The sequence below is a fragment of the Microbacterium sp. TNHR37B genome, assembly GCF_001620065.1.
Taxonomy (GTDB): Bacteria; Actinomycetota; Actinomycetes; order Actinomycetales; family Microbacteriaceae; genus Microbacterium.
In genome coordinates, this window is record NZ_LQGV01000003.1 from 982,519 (window position 1) to 996,172 (window position 13,654).

The 13,654-nt window shown below is 67.3% G+C and carries 11 protein-coding genes and 2 tRNA genes; 4 read left to right on the top strand and 9 right to left on the bottom strand.

The features are described from left to right. The first annotated feature begins 34 nt into the window (after window positions 1-34). On the top strand, window positions 35-460 hold the full coding sequence (locus AVP41_RS12540; RefSeq protein ID WP_067165946.1) for an aminoacyl-tRNA deacylase: 426 nt from the start codon (window positions 35-37) through the stop codon (window positions 458-460). A gap of 3 nt (window positions 461-463) precedes the next feature. Here the strand turns inward: AVP41_RS12540 and AVP41_RS12545 are convergent, their stop codons facing one another. Beyond that, a complete protein-coding gene (locus tag AVP41_RS12545; RefSeq protein ID WP_067164921.1) occupies window positions 464-895 on the bottom strand; it encodes an NUDIX hydrolase in 432 nt (143 codons plus the stop codon). Window positions 896-946: 51 nt separating this feature from the next. Here AVP41_RS12545 and AVP41_RS12550 point away from each other — a divergent pair, with 51 nt between their 5' ends. From AVP41_RS12550 to AVP41_RS12560, 3 genes are all read left to right on the top strand, one after another. After that, window positions 947-1,390, top strand: a complete 444-nt coding sequence (locus tag AVP41_RS12550; protein ID WP_067164925.1) for a GNAT family N-acetyltransferase — start codon at window positions 947-949, stop codon at window positions 1,388-1,390. A gap of 209 nt (window positions 1,391-1,599) precedes the next feature. Further along, entirely contained in the window at window positions 1,600-3,219 is a 1,620-nt protein-coding gene (locus AVP41_RS12555) for a DUF1800 domain-containing protein (RefSeq protein WP_067164928.1), read from the top strand. Window positions 3,220-3,229: 10 nt separating this feature from the next. After that, a complete protein-coding gene (locus AVP41_RS12560; protein ID WP_067164931.1) occupies window positions 3,230-4,867 on the top strand; it encodes a DUF1501 domain-containing protein in 1,638 nt (545 codons plus the stop codon). A 115-nt stretch (window positions 4,868-4,982) separates the two neighbouring features. On the opposite strand, the gene AVP41_RS12565 is transcribed toward AVP41_RS12560, so the two are convergent. From AVP41_RS12565 to dnaN, 8 genes are all read right to left on the bottom strand, one after another. Continuing rightward, window positions 4,983-5,055 (bottom strand) — tRNA-Ala (locus AVP41_RS12565). 14 nt (window positions 5,056-5,069) lie between these two features. Continuing rightward, window positions 5,070-5,143 (bottom strand) — tRNA-Ile (locus AVP41_RS12570). A gap of 66 nt (window positions 5,144-5,209) precedes the next feature. After that, window positions 5,210-5,614 carry a DUF3566 domain-containing protein gene (locus AVP41_RS12575; RefSeq protein WP_067164934.1) on the bottom strand — a complete coding sequence of 135 codons (405 nt, stop codon included), beginning with the start codon at window positions 5,612-5,614 and terminating at the stop codon, window positions 5,210-5,212. After that, on the bottom strand, window positions 5,611-8,205 hold the full coding sequence (gene gyrA, locus AVP41_RS12580; protein WP_067164937.1) for a DNA gyrase subunit A: 2,595 nt from the start codon (window positions 8,203-8,205) through the stop codon (window positions 5,611-5,613). The genes AVP41_RS12575 and gyrA overlap by 4 nt, the downstream gene beginning before the upstream one ends. A 166-nt stretch (window positions 8,206-8,371) precedes the next feature. Then, window positions 8,372-10,414, bottom strand: coding sequence for a DNA topoisomerase (ATP-hydrolyzing) subunit B (gene gyrB, locus AVP41_RS12585; RefSeq protein ID WP_067164940.1), 2,043 nt, complete (start codon window positions 10,412-10,414; stop codon window positions 8,372-8,374). Window positions 10,415-10,535: 121 nt separating this feature from the next. Continuing rightward, window positions 10,536-11,024, bottom strand: a complete 489-nt coding sequence (locus AVP41_RS12590) for a DUF721 domain-containing protein (RefSeq protein WP_067164944.1) — start codon at window positions 11,022-11,024, stop codon at window positions 10,536-10,538. Continuing rightward, window positions 11,017-12,204: a DNA replication/repair protein RecF gene (gene recF, locus AVP41_RS12595; RefSeq protein WP_067164946.1), complete on the bottom strand. Its 1,188-nt coding sequence runs from the start codon at window positions 12,202-12,204 to the stop codon at window positions 11,017-11,019. The genes AVP41_RS12590 and recF overlap by 8 nt, the downstream gene beginning before the upstream one ends. An 86-nt stretch (window positions 12,205-12,290) precedes the next feature. Continuing rightward, window positions 12,291-13,436 (bottom strand): DNA polymerase III subunit beta, encoded by a 1,146-nt coding sequence (gene dnaN / locus AVP41_RS12600; RefSeq protein ID WP_067164951.1) that lies wholly within the window; start codon window positions 13,434-13,436, stop codon window positions 12,291-12,293. Between the last annotated feature and the right edge of the window lie 218 nt (window positions 13,437-13,654).

Sequence of the window (13,654 nt, forward strand, 5' to 3'; positions counted from 1 at the left end):
CGTCCGCGACGCCGCCGCCGCTCGCGGGCTCGACATCGAGCTGCGCGAACGACCGGCGGCCAAGAGTCTCGAGGAAGCCGCCGCTCTCATCGGGATCGCGCCCGCGAGCATCGTGAAGACCCTCGTGGTCAAGCGCGCCGACGACACCTACCTCTTCGCGCTCATCCCGGGGGATCGGGCGATCTCGTGGCCGAAGCTGCGCGCCGTCGTGGGCGTGAACAAGCTCCAGCTTCCCGATCCGCAGCGCGCGCTGGAGGCGACGGGGTACGAGCGCGGCACGATCGTGCCGATCGGGAGCACGACGGACTGGCCGGTGTTCGCCGACGAGGCGATCGTGGGCGAACGGATCGCGATGGGCGCCGGCGCCCACGGCTACAGCCTCTTCGTCGACGCCGACGAGCTCATCGCCTCCTACAGGGCCACCGTCGCCGACATCTCACAGCCCCTCACCGGCGACTGATCGTCACGCCGGCGTCAGACCGGCCAGGTGCAGTCCGACGTCGATGAGCTTCACGTGCTGCAGCGTCGGGATCGCCTCGAGAGCGAACCACTCGGCGCGGTCGGTGGAACCGTCGACCTCGTTGCGGAGTCGCCCGCCGACGACGTGCGCCCGATAGATGACCCGGAGCGCGTGCAGAGGCCGGTCGTGCCCGGACTGGATGCGCTCGCGCACGGGGATGACGCGCGAGTCGATCCCGAGCAACCCATCCAGCTCCACGCGGTACCCCGTCTCCTCCCGCACCTCGCGGCGAGCGGCGCTCTCGGGATCCTCGCCGGCCTCGAGTCCTCCACCGGGCAGCGTCCAGGCCGCGCGGTGGCCTTGGTTCCAATGGGCGAGCAGAACGCGTCCGTCGCCGTCGGTGATGACGGCGTACGCGGCGACGCGGAGGTCCATTCCGTCACCCTAGACGACGCGGCCGCGCGCGGCGATTGCTAGCGTGGCGGCATGACGAGCATCCTGCCTCTCACCGCATCCGATCGTGACGACTGGCAGGTGCTCTGGGATGCGTACCTCACGTTCTACGAGGAAGACCTCGATCCGCAGGTGACCGACGCGACGTTCCGCCGGCTCGTCGACCCGCAGGGAGACCTGAAGGGGGCTATCGCCCGCGACACGGAGGGCCGGGCCGTCGGTCTCGTGCACTGGCTCGTCCATCCGAGCACGTGGAGCACGCGCGGCTACTGCTACCTGGAGGACCTCTTCGTCTCGCCCGAGTCACGCGCGGGCGGTGTGGGACGAGGGCTGATCGAGCATGTGCGGACGTGGGCGAGCGCGGCCGGTGTGGAGAAGGTGTACTGGCTCACCGCGGAGACGAACACGACCGCCCGCGCCCTCTACGATCGCGTCGCCCACCGCACCGGCTTCCTCCACTACGAACTCCCCCTCTGACCTTCCCCCTCCCTGCCCCTCTGACCTTCCCTCTCTGGCCCTCCCTGCCCCCTCCCTCCCCGTCGCCGTCGCTCAGGTGGCACAAATGGTGCCCACGTCGCGCGGGAAGGAACGATCTGCGCCACCTGAGCGGAGGGTGCGGGACGCGAGCGGAGGGTGCGGGCGGCGCAAGGATGGGCCCGTCGCGCGCGGGACGCTATGCTTCGCGCATGAATCCCCGCGTCCCCCCCGCGGGCGAATCGGCGAGCACTCCTTCGCCGCCCCCGCCCCTCGTCCACCGCCGGAGCTTCCTCGGTGGTATCGCGACAGCCTCCGCCGCCGCGGTCGCGCTGCCGCTGCTCGACACCCCCAGCGCTCGGGCCGCCGACGGATATGCGCCGATTCCGTACCCGGCGACACCGGTGGCGACGAAAGCGGAACTGCACGTCATCCGACGGTGGACCTACGGCTTCCAGTCCGCCGCCCTCGCCGCCGTGCGCGCAGCGGGAGGACCCCGTGAGTGGCTCGAGGCCCAGCTCACCCCCGAGGACGTCGCCGAGTCACCGAAGGTCGCGGCGCTCGACTCGTGGTGGCGCTGCATCACGTCGACGCCCGATCAGATCGTCGCCCGCGACCGCAGCGGCGAGGAAGAGGGATGGCACGCGATGGCGGCCTACGCGGCCTATGCCCTGGTGAGGCGACAGGAGTCGAACCGTCAGGTGCTCGAACTCATGACCGAGTTCTGGGAGGACCACTTCTATATCCCCATCCACGACGACGGGGTGTTCCCCTTCCGCATCTCGTTCGGACATCGCATGCGGGAGCTCGCGCTGTCGAGCTTCGAAGAACTGCTGCAGGCCGCCACCGTCCACCCGGCGATGGGGTGCTCGCTCGACAACGCGCGCTCGACCAAGAGATCCGTCAACGAGAACCTCGGGCGGGAGCTGCTCGAACTCCACACCGTGGGCAAGGGCGCCGGTTACAGCGAGAACGACGTCAAGGCGTCGGCTCGGCTGCTCACCGGGTATCGCGTGGACATGTGGACGACGTGGGAGTCGTTCTACGATCCCACCTGGCATGACACCCAGCCGGTGAAGGTGATGGGCTTCTCCCACGCCAACGCGAGCGCCGACGGTCGGCCCGCCGTGCGGCAGTATCTCTCCTACCTCGCCCGGCATCCGTCCACCGCGCAGCGGATCGCGCGGAAGCTGGCGCGGCGCTTCGTGAGCGACAGCCCGTCCACGCGGCTCGTCGACCACCTGGCCGCCACCTACCTCCGCAACGACACTCGGATCGCACCCGTCCTCCGAGCGCTCTTCGACCACGACGAGTTCTGGGCATCCGCGGGAGCGAAAGTGAAGACGCCTACGGACGAGCTCGTTTCGATGAATCGCGCACTGGGCGTGTCGTTCGGCAAGCCGACATCGCGGGACACGGGGGCACTCCACGCGCACTACATGGCGGGCGGTATCGGCGCGGCTCCTTGGTCGCACCCGCGCCCGGACGGCCCCCCGCTGGACAACGACGCCTGGAACACACCGTCCCGTTTCCTCGCCTCGTGGGATGCGCATTGGACGCTCGCAGGCGGGTGGTGGCCGACGAAGGATACGACCCACGTGCCCCCGGCGGCACGCCTCCCGAAGGCGCAATTGACGCTGGGCGAGTTCGTGGATCACCTCTCGCGTCAGCTGACCGGTGTGGCATCCACGGAGAGCCTCCTCCGCGCGATCTGCACCGCGACGCAACTGTCGCCCGCCACGGTCGTGACCGCTCAGCACTCGATCGTCCGCTGGCAGATGCCGTGGGTGCTCGCCCTCGTGCTCAATCAACCGCTCTTCTACCTCCGATAGGAACGGCGCCGTGATCGAATCCTCCCCGCTCGGGCGTGCCGTCTCCGACCCCATGGACGCCGGCTGCGACGACTTCGCCGCCAGTGTGTCGCGGCGCACCGCCGTTCGCTCGGCCCTCGGCATCGGCGTCGGCCTCGTCATGGCGTCGGTGTTCGGAGACGCCTTCGTGGAGACCTCCTACGCCGCCGGCGGCAAGAAGGCGGACCGCGTGCTGGTGGTGCTCTCGCTGCGCGGTGCTGCCGACGGGCTCTCCCTCGTCGTTCCCCACGCCGACCGCGTCTACTACGCCGCCCGGCCGAACATCGCCGTCCCGAAGGACAGGCTGCTGGCGGCCGACGCGCAGTTCGGACTGCATCCGTCGTTCGCGCCGATCATGCCGCTGTGGAAGGCGGGTCGTGTCGCGGCGATCCACGCGACCGGACAACAGGTCACGACCCGTTCCCATTTCGCGGCGATGGAGGAGGTCGAGGATGCCGATCCGGGGTCGCAGGCGCGGGTGGGGTGGCTCAATCGGCTCATCTCCTTGCGAGGGGGCGGTGCCTCGGACACCACCGCGCTGCAGCTCGGGGAGACGGTGCTCGCCACTCAGCTCGCCGGCCCCGGCCCCGCCGTCTCGGCGGCGGGCCTGGACAAACTGAAGCTCGTCGGGCCCGGCGGCAGCGAGGCGGCGCGATGGGAGAAGGCGCTCTCGAGCCTGTGGACGAATGCCCCCGCTCCGGTGGCGCGAGGCGGCGGTCGAGCGCTCGCGGTCGCGCAAGCCTACGCCCCGGCACGTACCGCGAGCGGGGGATCGGTGACCTATCCGAAAGGCAGCCTCGGCGACGCACTGCAGGGCGCGGCCAAAGTCATCAGGGCAGACCTCGGCGCCGAAGTCATCACGATCGATCAGGGGTCATGGGATCACCACCAGTGGGTGGGCAACCTGTCGAACGGCAACCTCAAGAACATGGCCGATCCCCTCGGCCAGGGGCTCGCCGCCTTCTTCGCCGACCTCGGCGCGATGGAGAAGAAGGTCACCCTGGTGACGATCTCCGAATTCGGTCGGCGCGTCAAGGAGAACGGCAACGGCGGCCTCGACCACGGACACGGGAACGTCATGTTCGTTCTCGGTGCGGGAGTGAAGGGCGGCTACTACGGCCGGTGGCCGGGCCTGGAGAACACCGTCGATGCGGATCTCGCGGTGACCACCGACTACCGCGACGTGCTCAGCGAGGTGGTGGCCGCGCTCTATCCGGAACGCAGCCTCGCGACGATCTTCCCTCAGTTCCGTCACAAGCGGCTCGGCTTCATGTCCACGGTGGTCACGGGCGGCGACACCGGGCCCACGACGCCGGCGCCGAAGAAGATGCCGTCGAGCTTCTTCACGTCCTACGGGAAGCGGTCCGGATCGAGTCGCGTGGGCTCCAAGGTGACCGCCCCCGCCCCCACACTGAGCGCCGCCGGCAAGAAGGCGAAGGTCAAGGCCTCCTATCGCTGGGAGACGGTCAAGAAGGGGAAGACCAAGAAGCGCGGGACGAAACGCTCCTTCACCATCCCGGCGTCCTACCTCGGATACTCGCTGCGCGTGAAGGTGACGTACACCGCCAAGGGCTACAAGGCCAAGACGAAGACCTTCAGCTGGGGCACCGTCAAGAAGAAGAAGAAATAGCAGTAGCAGTCCCTTGCCCCGACCACCATGCTCAGGTGGCGCGTCTTGCTCCTATGAGCTCGACGAACTCGCAGAATGCGCCACCTGAGCGACGAAGGCGAGGGAGGGAGAGGTGTGGAGCCTAGGAGATTCGAACTCCTGACATCCTGCTTGCAAAGCAGGCGCTCTACCAACTGAGCTAAGGCCCCCGAAGGGAGTGCAGTGGGGCTACCAGGACTTGAACCTGGGACCTCTTCATTATCAGTGAAGCGCTCTAACCGCCTGAGCTATAGCCCCGTCTGGAGACCGGCGCCAGCGCCGTCAACCTCCAAGACTTTACCCGATCGTCGGGCGATCCCGAAATCAGTTCGAGGTGAACCCCACGAGCAGGCCGCCGGTGACCTTGACCATGAGGTTGTAGATCCCCGCGACCACCGCGCCCAGCACGGTGACGACGATCAGGTTGAGGATCGCGACGATGGCTGCGAACGCCATCACCTGCGGCAGACTCACGACCTCCGCCAGGACGAAGGAGTTGTCCGTGAGGGCGCGCAGGATCTCATCCAGCTTGTCGATGAGACCCGTCGTCTGCAGCACCAGGTAGATGAGGAAGACCGACACGAGCGTCACGATCGCCAAGGCCACGGCTGCCAGGAACGACAGCTTCACGGCCGACCAGAAGTCGACGTAGACGAGGCGCAGACGCACCTGCTTCGCACTGGTCTTGCTCGACGACTTCTTCGCCAGCTTGTCGGCTACTGTGCTCATGCTTCAGAACTTTCCTCGGGGGTCTCGGGGGCGTCGCCCTCCGGTGCGGCGGTCTGCGCATCGGCATCGGTTTCGGGAGCGTCGGCCACAGCTTCGGTCAGCCCACGCTCACCGTTCCGCGCGATCGCGAGGATGCGATCGTCGTCATCGGGGCGGGCGAAAACGACACCCATGGTGTCGCGTCCCTTGGCGGGGACCTCGGCCACGGCAGAGCGTACCACCTTGCCGCTGGCAAGAACCACCAAGACCTCGTCGTCCTCGCCGACGATCAGACCGCCTGCCAGGTCGCCCCGATCCTCGTTGAGTTTGGCCACCTTGATGCCGAGTCCACCACGGCCCTGGAGGCGGTACTGGTCCACGGCGGTGCGCTTCGCGTAGCCCCCCTGGGTCACCACGAAGACGTATCCGTTCTCACCGACGACCGATGCGGAGAGCAGACTGTCGCCCTCGCGGAAGGTCATCGCCTTCACACCCTCCGTCGAGCGGCCCATCGGGCGCAGCGACTCGTCGTTCGCCGTGAAGCGGAGCGACATCCCATGCCGGGAGATGAGAAGGATGTCGTCCGTCTCGTCGACGAGCAGCGCGCTGACCACCTCGTCGCCCTCCTCCTCTTCCTGACCGCGAAGGCGGATCGCGATGATCCCGCCCTGTCGGTTGGTGTCGTAGTCGGAGAGGGCGGTCTTCTTGATCTTCCCGTCCCGCGTCGCCAGGACCAGATACGTGGCGGCCGAGTAGTCCCGGATGTCGAGGATCTGCGCGATCTCCTCACCCGGCTGCAGCGCCAGCAGGTTCGCGACGTGCTGACCCTTCGCGTCGCGACCGGCCTCGGGGAGCTCGTACGCCTTGGAGCGATAGACGCGGCCCTTCGTCGTGAAGAACAGCAGCCAGTGGTGCGTCGTGGTCACGAAGAAGTGCTCCACCACGTCATCGGCCCGCAGCTGAGCGCCCTTGACACCCTTGCCGCCCCGGTGCTGCGAACGATAGTTGTCGCTGCGGGTGCGCTTGATGTACCCATCGCGCGTGACGGTGATCACCATCTCCTCTTCGGGGATGAGATCCTCCATCGACATGTCGCCGTCGAATCCGTGCAGGATGTGCGTGCGACGCTCGTCGCCGAACTTCTCGACGATGCCCGTGAGCTCGTCGCGGATGATCTCGCGCTGGCGCAGCGGCGTGGCGAGGATGTCCTTGAAGTCCTCGATCTGCAGACGCAGCTCGTCGGCCTCGTCCATGATCTTCTGACGCTCGAGGGCCGCGAGCCGGCGCAGCTGCAGCGCGAGGATCTCGTTGGCCTGATCCTCGTCGACCGCGAGGAGCTCGATCAGCCCGTCGCGAGCATCCTCGACCGTCGGCGACCGGCGGATGAGCGCGATGACCTCGTCGAGCGCGTCGAGGGCCTTCAGGTACCCCTCGAGAGTGTGCATGCGCCGCTCGGCCTTGCGCAGACGGAATCCCGTGCGCCGGACGATGACCTCGATCTGGTGCTCGATCCAGTACGAGATGAACCCGTCGAGGGCGAGCGTGCGCGGAACGCCGTCGACGATCGCGAGCATGTTCGCGCCGAAGTTCTCCTGCAGCTGCGTGTGCTTGTACAGGTTGTTGAGCACGACCTTGGCCACCGCGTCGCGCTTGAGCACGATGACCAGTCGCTGACCGGTACGGTCGCTGGTCTCGTCGCGGATGTCGGCGATGCCCGTGATCTTGCCGTCGCGGGCGAGGTCACGGATCTTGATCGCGACGTTGTCGGGGTTGACCTGGTACGGGAGCTCGGTGATGACGAGACAGGTGCGCCCGTGGATCTCCTCGACGTTGACGACCGAGCGCATCGTGATCGAGCCGCGACCCGTGCGCTGGGCCTCGCGGATCCCCTTGGTGCCCAGGATCTGGGCCCCCGTCGGGAAGTCCGGGCCGTGGATCCGCGACATGAGCGCCTCGAGGAGTTCCTCGCGCGTCGCCTCCGGGTGCTCGAGCGCCCAGAGTGCTCCCTCGGCCACTTCCCGCAGGTTGTGCGGCGGGATGTTGGTCGCCATGCCGACCGCGATGCCGACCGAACCGTTGACGAGCAGGTTCGGGAAGCGGGCGGGCAGGACAACAGGCTCCTGCGTCTTGCCGTCGTAGTTGTCCTCGAAGTCGACGGTCTCCTCGTCGATGTCGCGGACCATCTCCATGGCCAGCTGGGCCATCTTCGTCTCGGTGTACCGGGGAGCGGCGGCGCCCTGGTTTCCGGGCGAACCGAAGTTTCCCTGCCCTTCGGCGAGCGGATAGCGCAGCGACCACGGCTGCACCAGCCGCACCAGGGCGTCATAGATCGCGCTGTCACCGTGCGGGTGGTACTGGCCCATCACCTCGCCGACGACACGCGCGCACTTGTTGAAGCTCTTGTCGGGGCGGTAGCCCCCGTCGTACATGCCGTAGATGACGCGGCGGTGCACGGGCTTCAGCCCGTCCCTCACGTCGGGAAGAGCGCGACCGACGATGACGCTCATCGCATAGTCGAGGTAGCTCCGCTGCATCTCGACCTGGAGATCGACCTGGTCGATGTTGCCGTGGTTGTGGCCGGCCGTCGGGTCGGGGCGTTCTTCGTCAGTCATGTCTTCTCGTCTTCGTCAGGCGGTGACGGGCTCCGGGATGTGTGATTCCGGACAAGATCGGGGGCCCCGCCGCTTCGCGGCACCCCGATTGTCCGGAATCACACATCCCTCCGCCCTCTCGTAAGTCGTCATAACCCCGGCCCGTGCGCGGGCGGGATAGTGGTGGTCAGATGTCCAGGAAGCGGACGTCCTTGGCATTGCGCTGGATGAAGCTCCGCCGGGACTCGACGTCCTCGCCCATCAGCACCGAGAAGATCTCGTCGGCGGCGGCGGCATCGTCGATCGTCACCTGGCGGAGGGTCCGCGTGTTGTGGTCCATCGTCGTCTCCCACAGCTCCTTCGGGTTCATCTCGCCGAGACCCTTGTAGCGCTGGATCCCGGAGTCCTTCGGGAGGCGGCGGCCGTTGGCGAGCCCGTCGGCCACGAGGGCATCGCGCTCGCGGTCGCTGAACACGTACTCGTGGTCGGCGTTGGACCACTTGATCCGATAGAGCGGCGGCATCGCGAGGTAGACGAAGCCGGCCTCGATGAGTCCCCGCATGTAGCGGAACAGGAGCGTGAGGAGAAGTGTCGTGATGTGCTGGCCATCGACGTCGGCGTCGGCCATCAGCACGATCTTGTGATACCTCGCCTTGGCGACGTCGAAGTCCTCGCCGATCCCCGTGCCGAAGGCCGAGATGATCGCCTGGATCTCGTTGTTGCCGAGCGCCCGATCCAGTCGCGCCTTCTCGACGTTGAGCACCTTGCCGCGCAGCGACAGGATCGCCTGGGTCTCGGGATCGCGTCCGCGGACCGCGGATCCGCCGGCCGAGTCTCCCTCCACGAGGAAGATCTCGCTGATCGACGGGTCTTTGCTCGTGCAGTCCTTGAGCTTGTCGGGCATCGACGCCGACTCGAAGACGCTCTTGCGACGAGCCGTCTCCCGCGCCTTGCGCGCAGCGAGGCGCGCGGTGGCGGCGTCGATCGCCTTGGAGATCACGCGCTTGGCCTGGGCGGGGTTGCGGTCGAGCCAGTCGGTGAGCTGATCGCCGACGATCTTCTGGACGAAGGCCTTCGCCTCGGTGTTGCCGAGCTTGGTCTTCGTCTGCCCCTCGAACTGCGGCTCGGAGAGCTTGACCGAGATGACGGCGGTCAATCCTTCACGGATGTCGTCGCCGGTGAGGTTGTCGTCTTTCTCCTTGAGTAGACCCTTCTCGCGCGCGTAGCTGTTGATCTTGGTCGTCAGCGCGGCGCGGAAGCCCTCTTCGTGAGTTCCGCCCTCGTGGGTGTTGATCGTGTTCGCGAAGGTGAAGACGTTCTCGGTGTAGCTCGTCGTCCACTGCATCGCGAGCTCAAGCGAGATGTGGCGGACAGTGTCCTCCGACTCGATCTCGATGATCTCCTCGTTGACGACCTCGGACTTGCGCAGCTTGTTGAGGTACTCCACATAGTCGACGAGGCCGCGCTCGTAGAGGAAGTCATCGTGCGGCTGACGGGTCACGGCCGTGCCGTCGTCGCCGTCGACGACGTACGCGGAGCCGGGCCGCTCGTCGCTCAGAGTGATGCGCAGACCCTTGTTGAGGAACGCCGTCTGCTGGAAGCGGGTACGGAGGGTGTCGTAGTCGAAATCAACCGTCTCGAAGATTCCGGAGTCGGGCCAGAACGTGACGATCGTGCCGGTCTCCTCACTCTCTTCTCCTTGAGCGAGCGGCCCCGTGGGCTTGCCGCCGTCGGAGAAGGCCTGGCGCCAGACATGGCCCTGGCGACGGATCTCGACCTCGAAGCGCGTGGACAGGGCGTTCACGACGGAGGATCCCACGCCGTGGAGACCGCCCGAGACGGCGTAGCCGCCACCGCCGAACTTGCCGCCGGCGTGGAGCACGGTCAGGACGACCTCAACGGTCGACTTGGTCGGGTCGGATGCGTGCGGGTCGACGGGGATGCCGCGGCCGTTGTCGACGACGCGGAGACCGCCGTCTTCGAGGATCGTCACCTGAATCGTGTCGCAGTAGCCGGCGAGAGCCTCATCGACAGCGTTGTCGACGATCTCGTAGACAAGGTGGTGGAGGCCGCGTTCACCGGTGGAACCGATGTACATGCCCGGGCGCTTGCGCACCGCCTCGAGCCCTTCGAGCACCTGGATGGCGTCTGCCCCGTACTCGTTCGGAACCTTCGTGGGAGCGGTTGCGTGCGGTTCCTCAGGAACGCTGTCGGGGTTTTCGGACGTCATAGGTTTCGAGCACTCCACATCAGATTCGAGGGCCCTCCCAGTCTATCTCCCCGCGGTGTCGTTTGGACGCCACACGGCGCTGTGGCGCACGGAAATCGATCGGGAGGCCGCGGGACGTGGCTTATCCGTAGGTATCGCGAGGGCCCCGCCCTGGAACGGCTCTGGGGCCCCATTTCCAGGAGGGAACGTCCGGGCCGATGAAGCGGACGTTCTCGACCCCGGCATCCGGGAAGCGTCGCATGAGCTCGGTGATGATCGCCCCGCGCATGAGCTGGAGGTTCTTCGCCCACGCCGTCGAGTCGCACTGGACGGTGAGCAGCCCGTCCGACAGCGCGACCGGCGATGCATGGCGTGCGGTCTCTTCGCCGGCCACGCTCTCCCACTGCAGCACGAGGTCTTCGCGGGCGAGCTGGGAGTCCCAGCCGGCCTGTTTCGTCAGGTCGGCGATGACGTCACCGATCCCCCGTGCGTCCCGTCCCGGCGTGAACGGCTGGTTCTCCTCGTCGTCGGTGCGCCTCCGGCGTCTGCGGGATGCACGGGCCGAGGGCTCCAGGCCGCGCAGGCGCAGGTACGTGCGGATCGTCTCGGGGATGTCGGCGTCGTCACTCATCCGGCGCCTCCCGGATCGTTCCCGCCTCCACGTAGACCGTGCGGGCGCGCAGTTCATCGGGGACGTCGGCTTCGACGGCCGCCGTGACGATCACCTGCTCGAACCCGGCCACGACGTGGGCGAGCCTCGCCCGGCGATCGGCGTCGAGCTCGGCGAACACGTCGTCGAGGATGAGCACCGGGTCGCCGAGCATCGAGTGTTCCCGCAGCAGCTGCGCCGAGGCGAGACGCAGCGAGAGCGCGACCGACCAGGACTCGCCGTGGGACGCGTATCCCTTGACCGGCAGTCCGCGAACGCGCATCAGGAGGTCGTCGCGGTGGGGGCCCACGAGCGTGACGCCCCGCTCGAGTTCGGCGGTGCGCTTCGCGGCCAACCGCTCACGGAACGCGGCCGCGACGTCATCGGCGCTCCGCTCGGGAACCACGGCGGCGTGCGGGAGATCCGCCGATTCGCCGACCTCGTCATCGTCGTCGGACTCACCGCCGTCGACGGAGAGCAACCACTCCAGCTCGGGCCGGTGGTCGGCCCCGGCGATCGTCTCGTACGCCTCCGTCACCGGAGAGCGGAGATCGTGCGCGAGGGCGAGCCGAGCTCGGATCACCTGCGTGCCCAACTGCACGAGCTTGTCGTCCCAGACATCGAGGGTGGTCAGCTCGTCGCCACGGATCCCGCGCGCCCGCGCTGACTTGAGCAGCGCGGTGCGCTGTTTGAGGACGCGATCGTAATCCGACAGCACCCCCGCCATCCGCGGAGCGCGCTGGATGAGCAGCTGATCGGCGAACCGGCGCCGCGCTGACGGATCACCGCGGACGATCTGGAGGTCTTCGGGGGCGAAGAGCACGACCTGGGCGTACCGGGGAAGCTCGGCGGTCTTGACGTTCGACCCGTTGACCCGGGCTTTGTTCGATCCCGAGCGGTTGAGCTGTGCCTCGAGGATCACGCGTCGTTCGCCGTGGGCCAGTCGGGTGCGGACGATCGCCGCATCCGCCCCGTCGCGCACCATGGGCGCGTCTTGAGAGACGCGATGGGAGCCGAGTGTCGCGAAGTACCCGATGGCTTCGGCGAGGTTGGTCTTGCCTTGGCCGTTACGTCCGACGAAGACGTTGGTCCCCGCGTGGAGGGTGACGTCTGCGGCCGCATAGTTGCGGAAGTCCACGAGACTCAACTGCTCCACGATCACAGTTGCTCAGCCTAGTTCTCGGGCCCGACGTTTCCTCTCGGCTCCACCATGTCGACGCCGCGCGTGCGACGGGGTCGAGCCCGCACTCAGCGCAGCAGGAGGTTGGGCTGCAGGAGGTACTTGAAGCTCTCCGGCGTGCCGGACGTCTGCGGGGTGATCAGCACCGGGCTGAGCTTGTTCGCGTTCTCGGCCGAGGTGAACGTGATCCGCGCGAACTCGCTGCGCACGGCGCCGAGCGCCTCGAGGAGGTACTGCGGGTTGAGTCCCAGCGTGACCTCTTCGCCGGTGAGCGTCGCATCGACCGATTCGGTGGCGCGAGCCTGCTCCGTGCCCGAGGCGTCCATCGACACGCCCTCGGCGGTGAAGGTGAAGCGCAGAGGAGCGGAACGATCGAGAACGAGCGCCACGCGGCGGACGGCTTCGGCCAGGTCGGCGGTGTTGACCACGGCGTAGTGATCGGTCTGCTCGGGGAAGAGTCGGCGGACGGGCGGGAAGTTGCCCTTGATGAGCAGCGACGTCACCGTCTTGTTGCCCGACGTGAAGGCGATGATCTCGCGATCTCCCGATCCCGAGAAGGCCACCTGGATGTCACCGGAATGAGCGAAGGTCTTTCCGACCTCGGTGAGCGTGCGGGCCGGAACCAGGGCCGTGGTCGCTTCTTCTCCCGAGGCGACGGTCCCCGAGTCCCAGGGGATCTCCCGGAGCGCGACGCGGTAGCGGTCGGTGGCGACGAGACTCAGGTCGTTGCCCGAGACCTCGAGCTGTACGCCGGTGAGGACGGGAGTGACGTCGTCGCGAGACGCGGCGAAGGCGACCTGTGCGATCGCGGTCGCGAAGTCCTCGGCGGGAACGAGGCCGGCGTCACCGGTCACCTCGGGGATCGCGGGGTACTCCTGCACCGGCATCGACGCCAGCGTGAAGCGAGCGGAACCACACGTGAGGACGATGCCGTTCTCGTCGTCCTGCTCGATCTGGATCGGCGCATTGGGAAGACGGCTGGCGATGTCGGAGAGAAGACGACCGTGCACGAGGATCGTGCCGGGGGCGTCGACGGTGGCTTCGATGGTCGTGCGCGCTGATGCCTCGTAGTCGAACGCGGCGAGCGACAAGCCGGACTCGGAGGCCTCGATGAGGACACCGGCCAGGATCGGCTGCGGGTTTCGCTGCGGAAGAAGCTTCACGACGAACGACACGGCCTCGCTGAACACATCGCGATTCACGTGAAACTTCACAGGTGCTCCCTTGACGGCGAGTAGGGCTCCTCCATGCTAGTGCCACGACCGGCGTGCTCCGGAAGCGTCTGTCTCGTCAGCGCGCTCCGGACTCCCTGTGCACAGGGTGATGGATTGCCCTTCTCTCTTCATCTCTCTCTGTCATGGTGTTAACACCTGTGGAAAGTGTGGATAACTCGAGCGATCGCTGTCGAGGAGCGGAAACCACACGCGTGTAA

Excerpts from the sequence above, each read along its gene's own strand:
- AVP41_RS12545 (WP_067164921.1), bottom strand. The coding sequence starts at position 895 with ATGGACCTCCGCGTCGCCGCGTACGCCGTCATCACCGACGGCGACGGA.
- AVP41_RS12550 (WP_067164925.1), top strand. The coding sequence starts at position 947 with ATGACGAGCATCCTGCCTCTCACCGCATCCGATCGTGACGACTGGCAG.
- AVP41_RS12555 (WP_067164928.1), top strand. The coding sequence starts at position 1,600 with ATGAATCCCCGCGTCCCCCCCGCGGGCGAATCGGCGAGCACTCCTTCG.
- AVP41_RS12575 (WP_067164934.1), bottom strand. The coding sequence starts at position 5,614 with ATGAGCACAGTAGCCGACAAGCTGGCGAAGAAGTCGTCGAGCAAGACC.
- gyrA (WP_067164937.1), bottom strand. The coding sequence starts at position 8,205 with ATGACTGACGAAGAACGCCCCGACCCGACGGCCGGCCACAACCACGGC.
- gyrB (WP_067164940.1), bottom strand. The coding sequence starts at position 10,414 with ATGACGTCCGAAAACCCCGACAGCGTTCCTGAGGAACCGCACGCAACC.
- AVP41_RS12590 (WP_067164944.1), bottom strand. The coding sequence starts at position 11,024 with ATGAGTGACGACGCCGACATCCCCGAGACGATCCGCACGTACCTGCGC.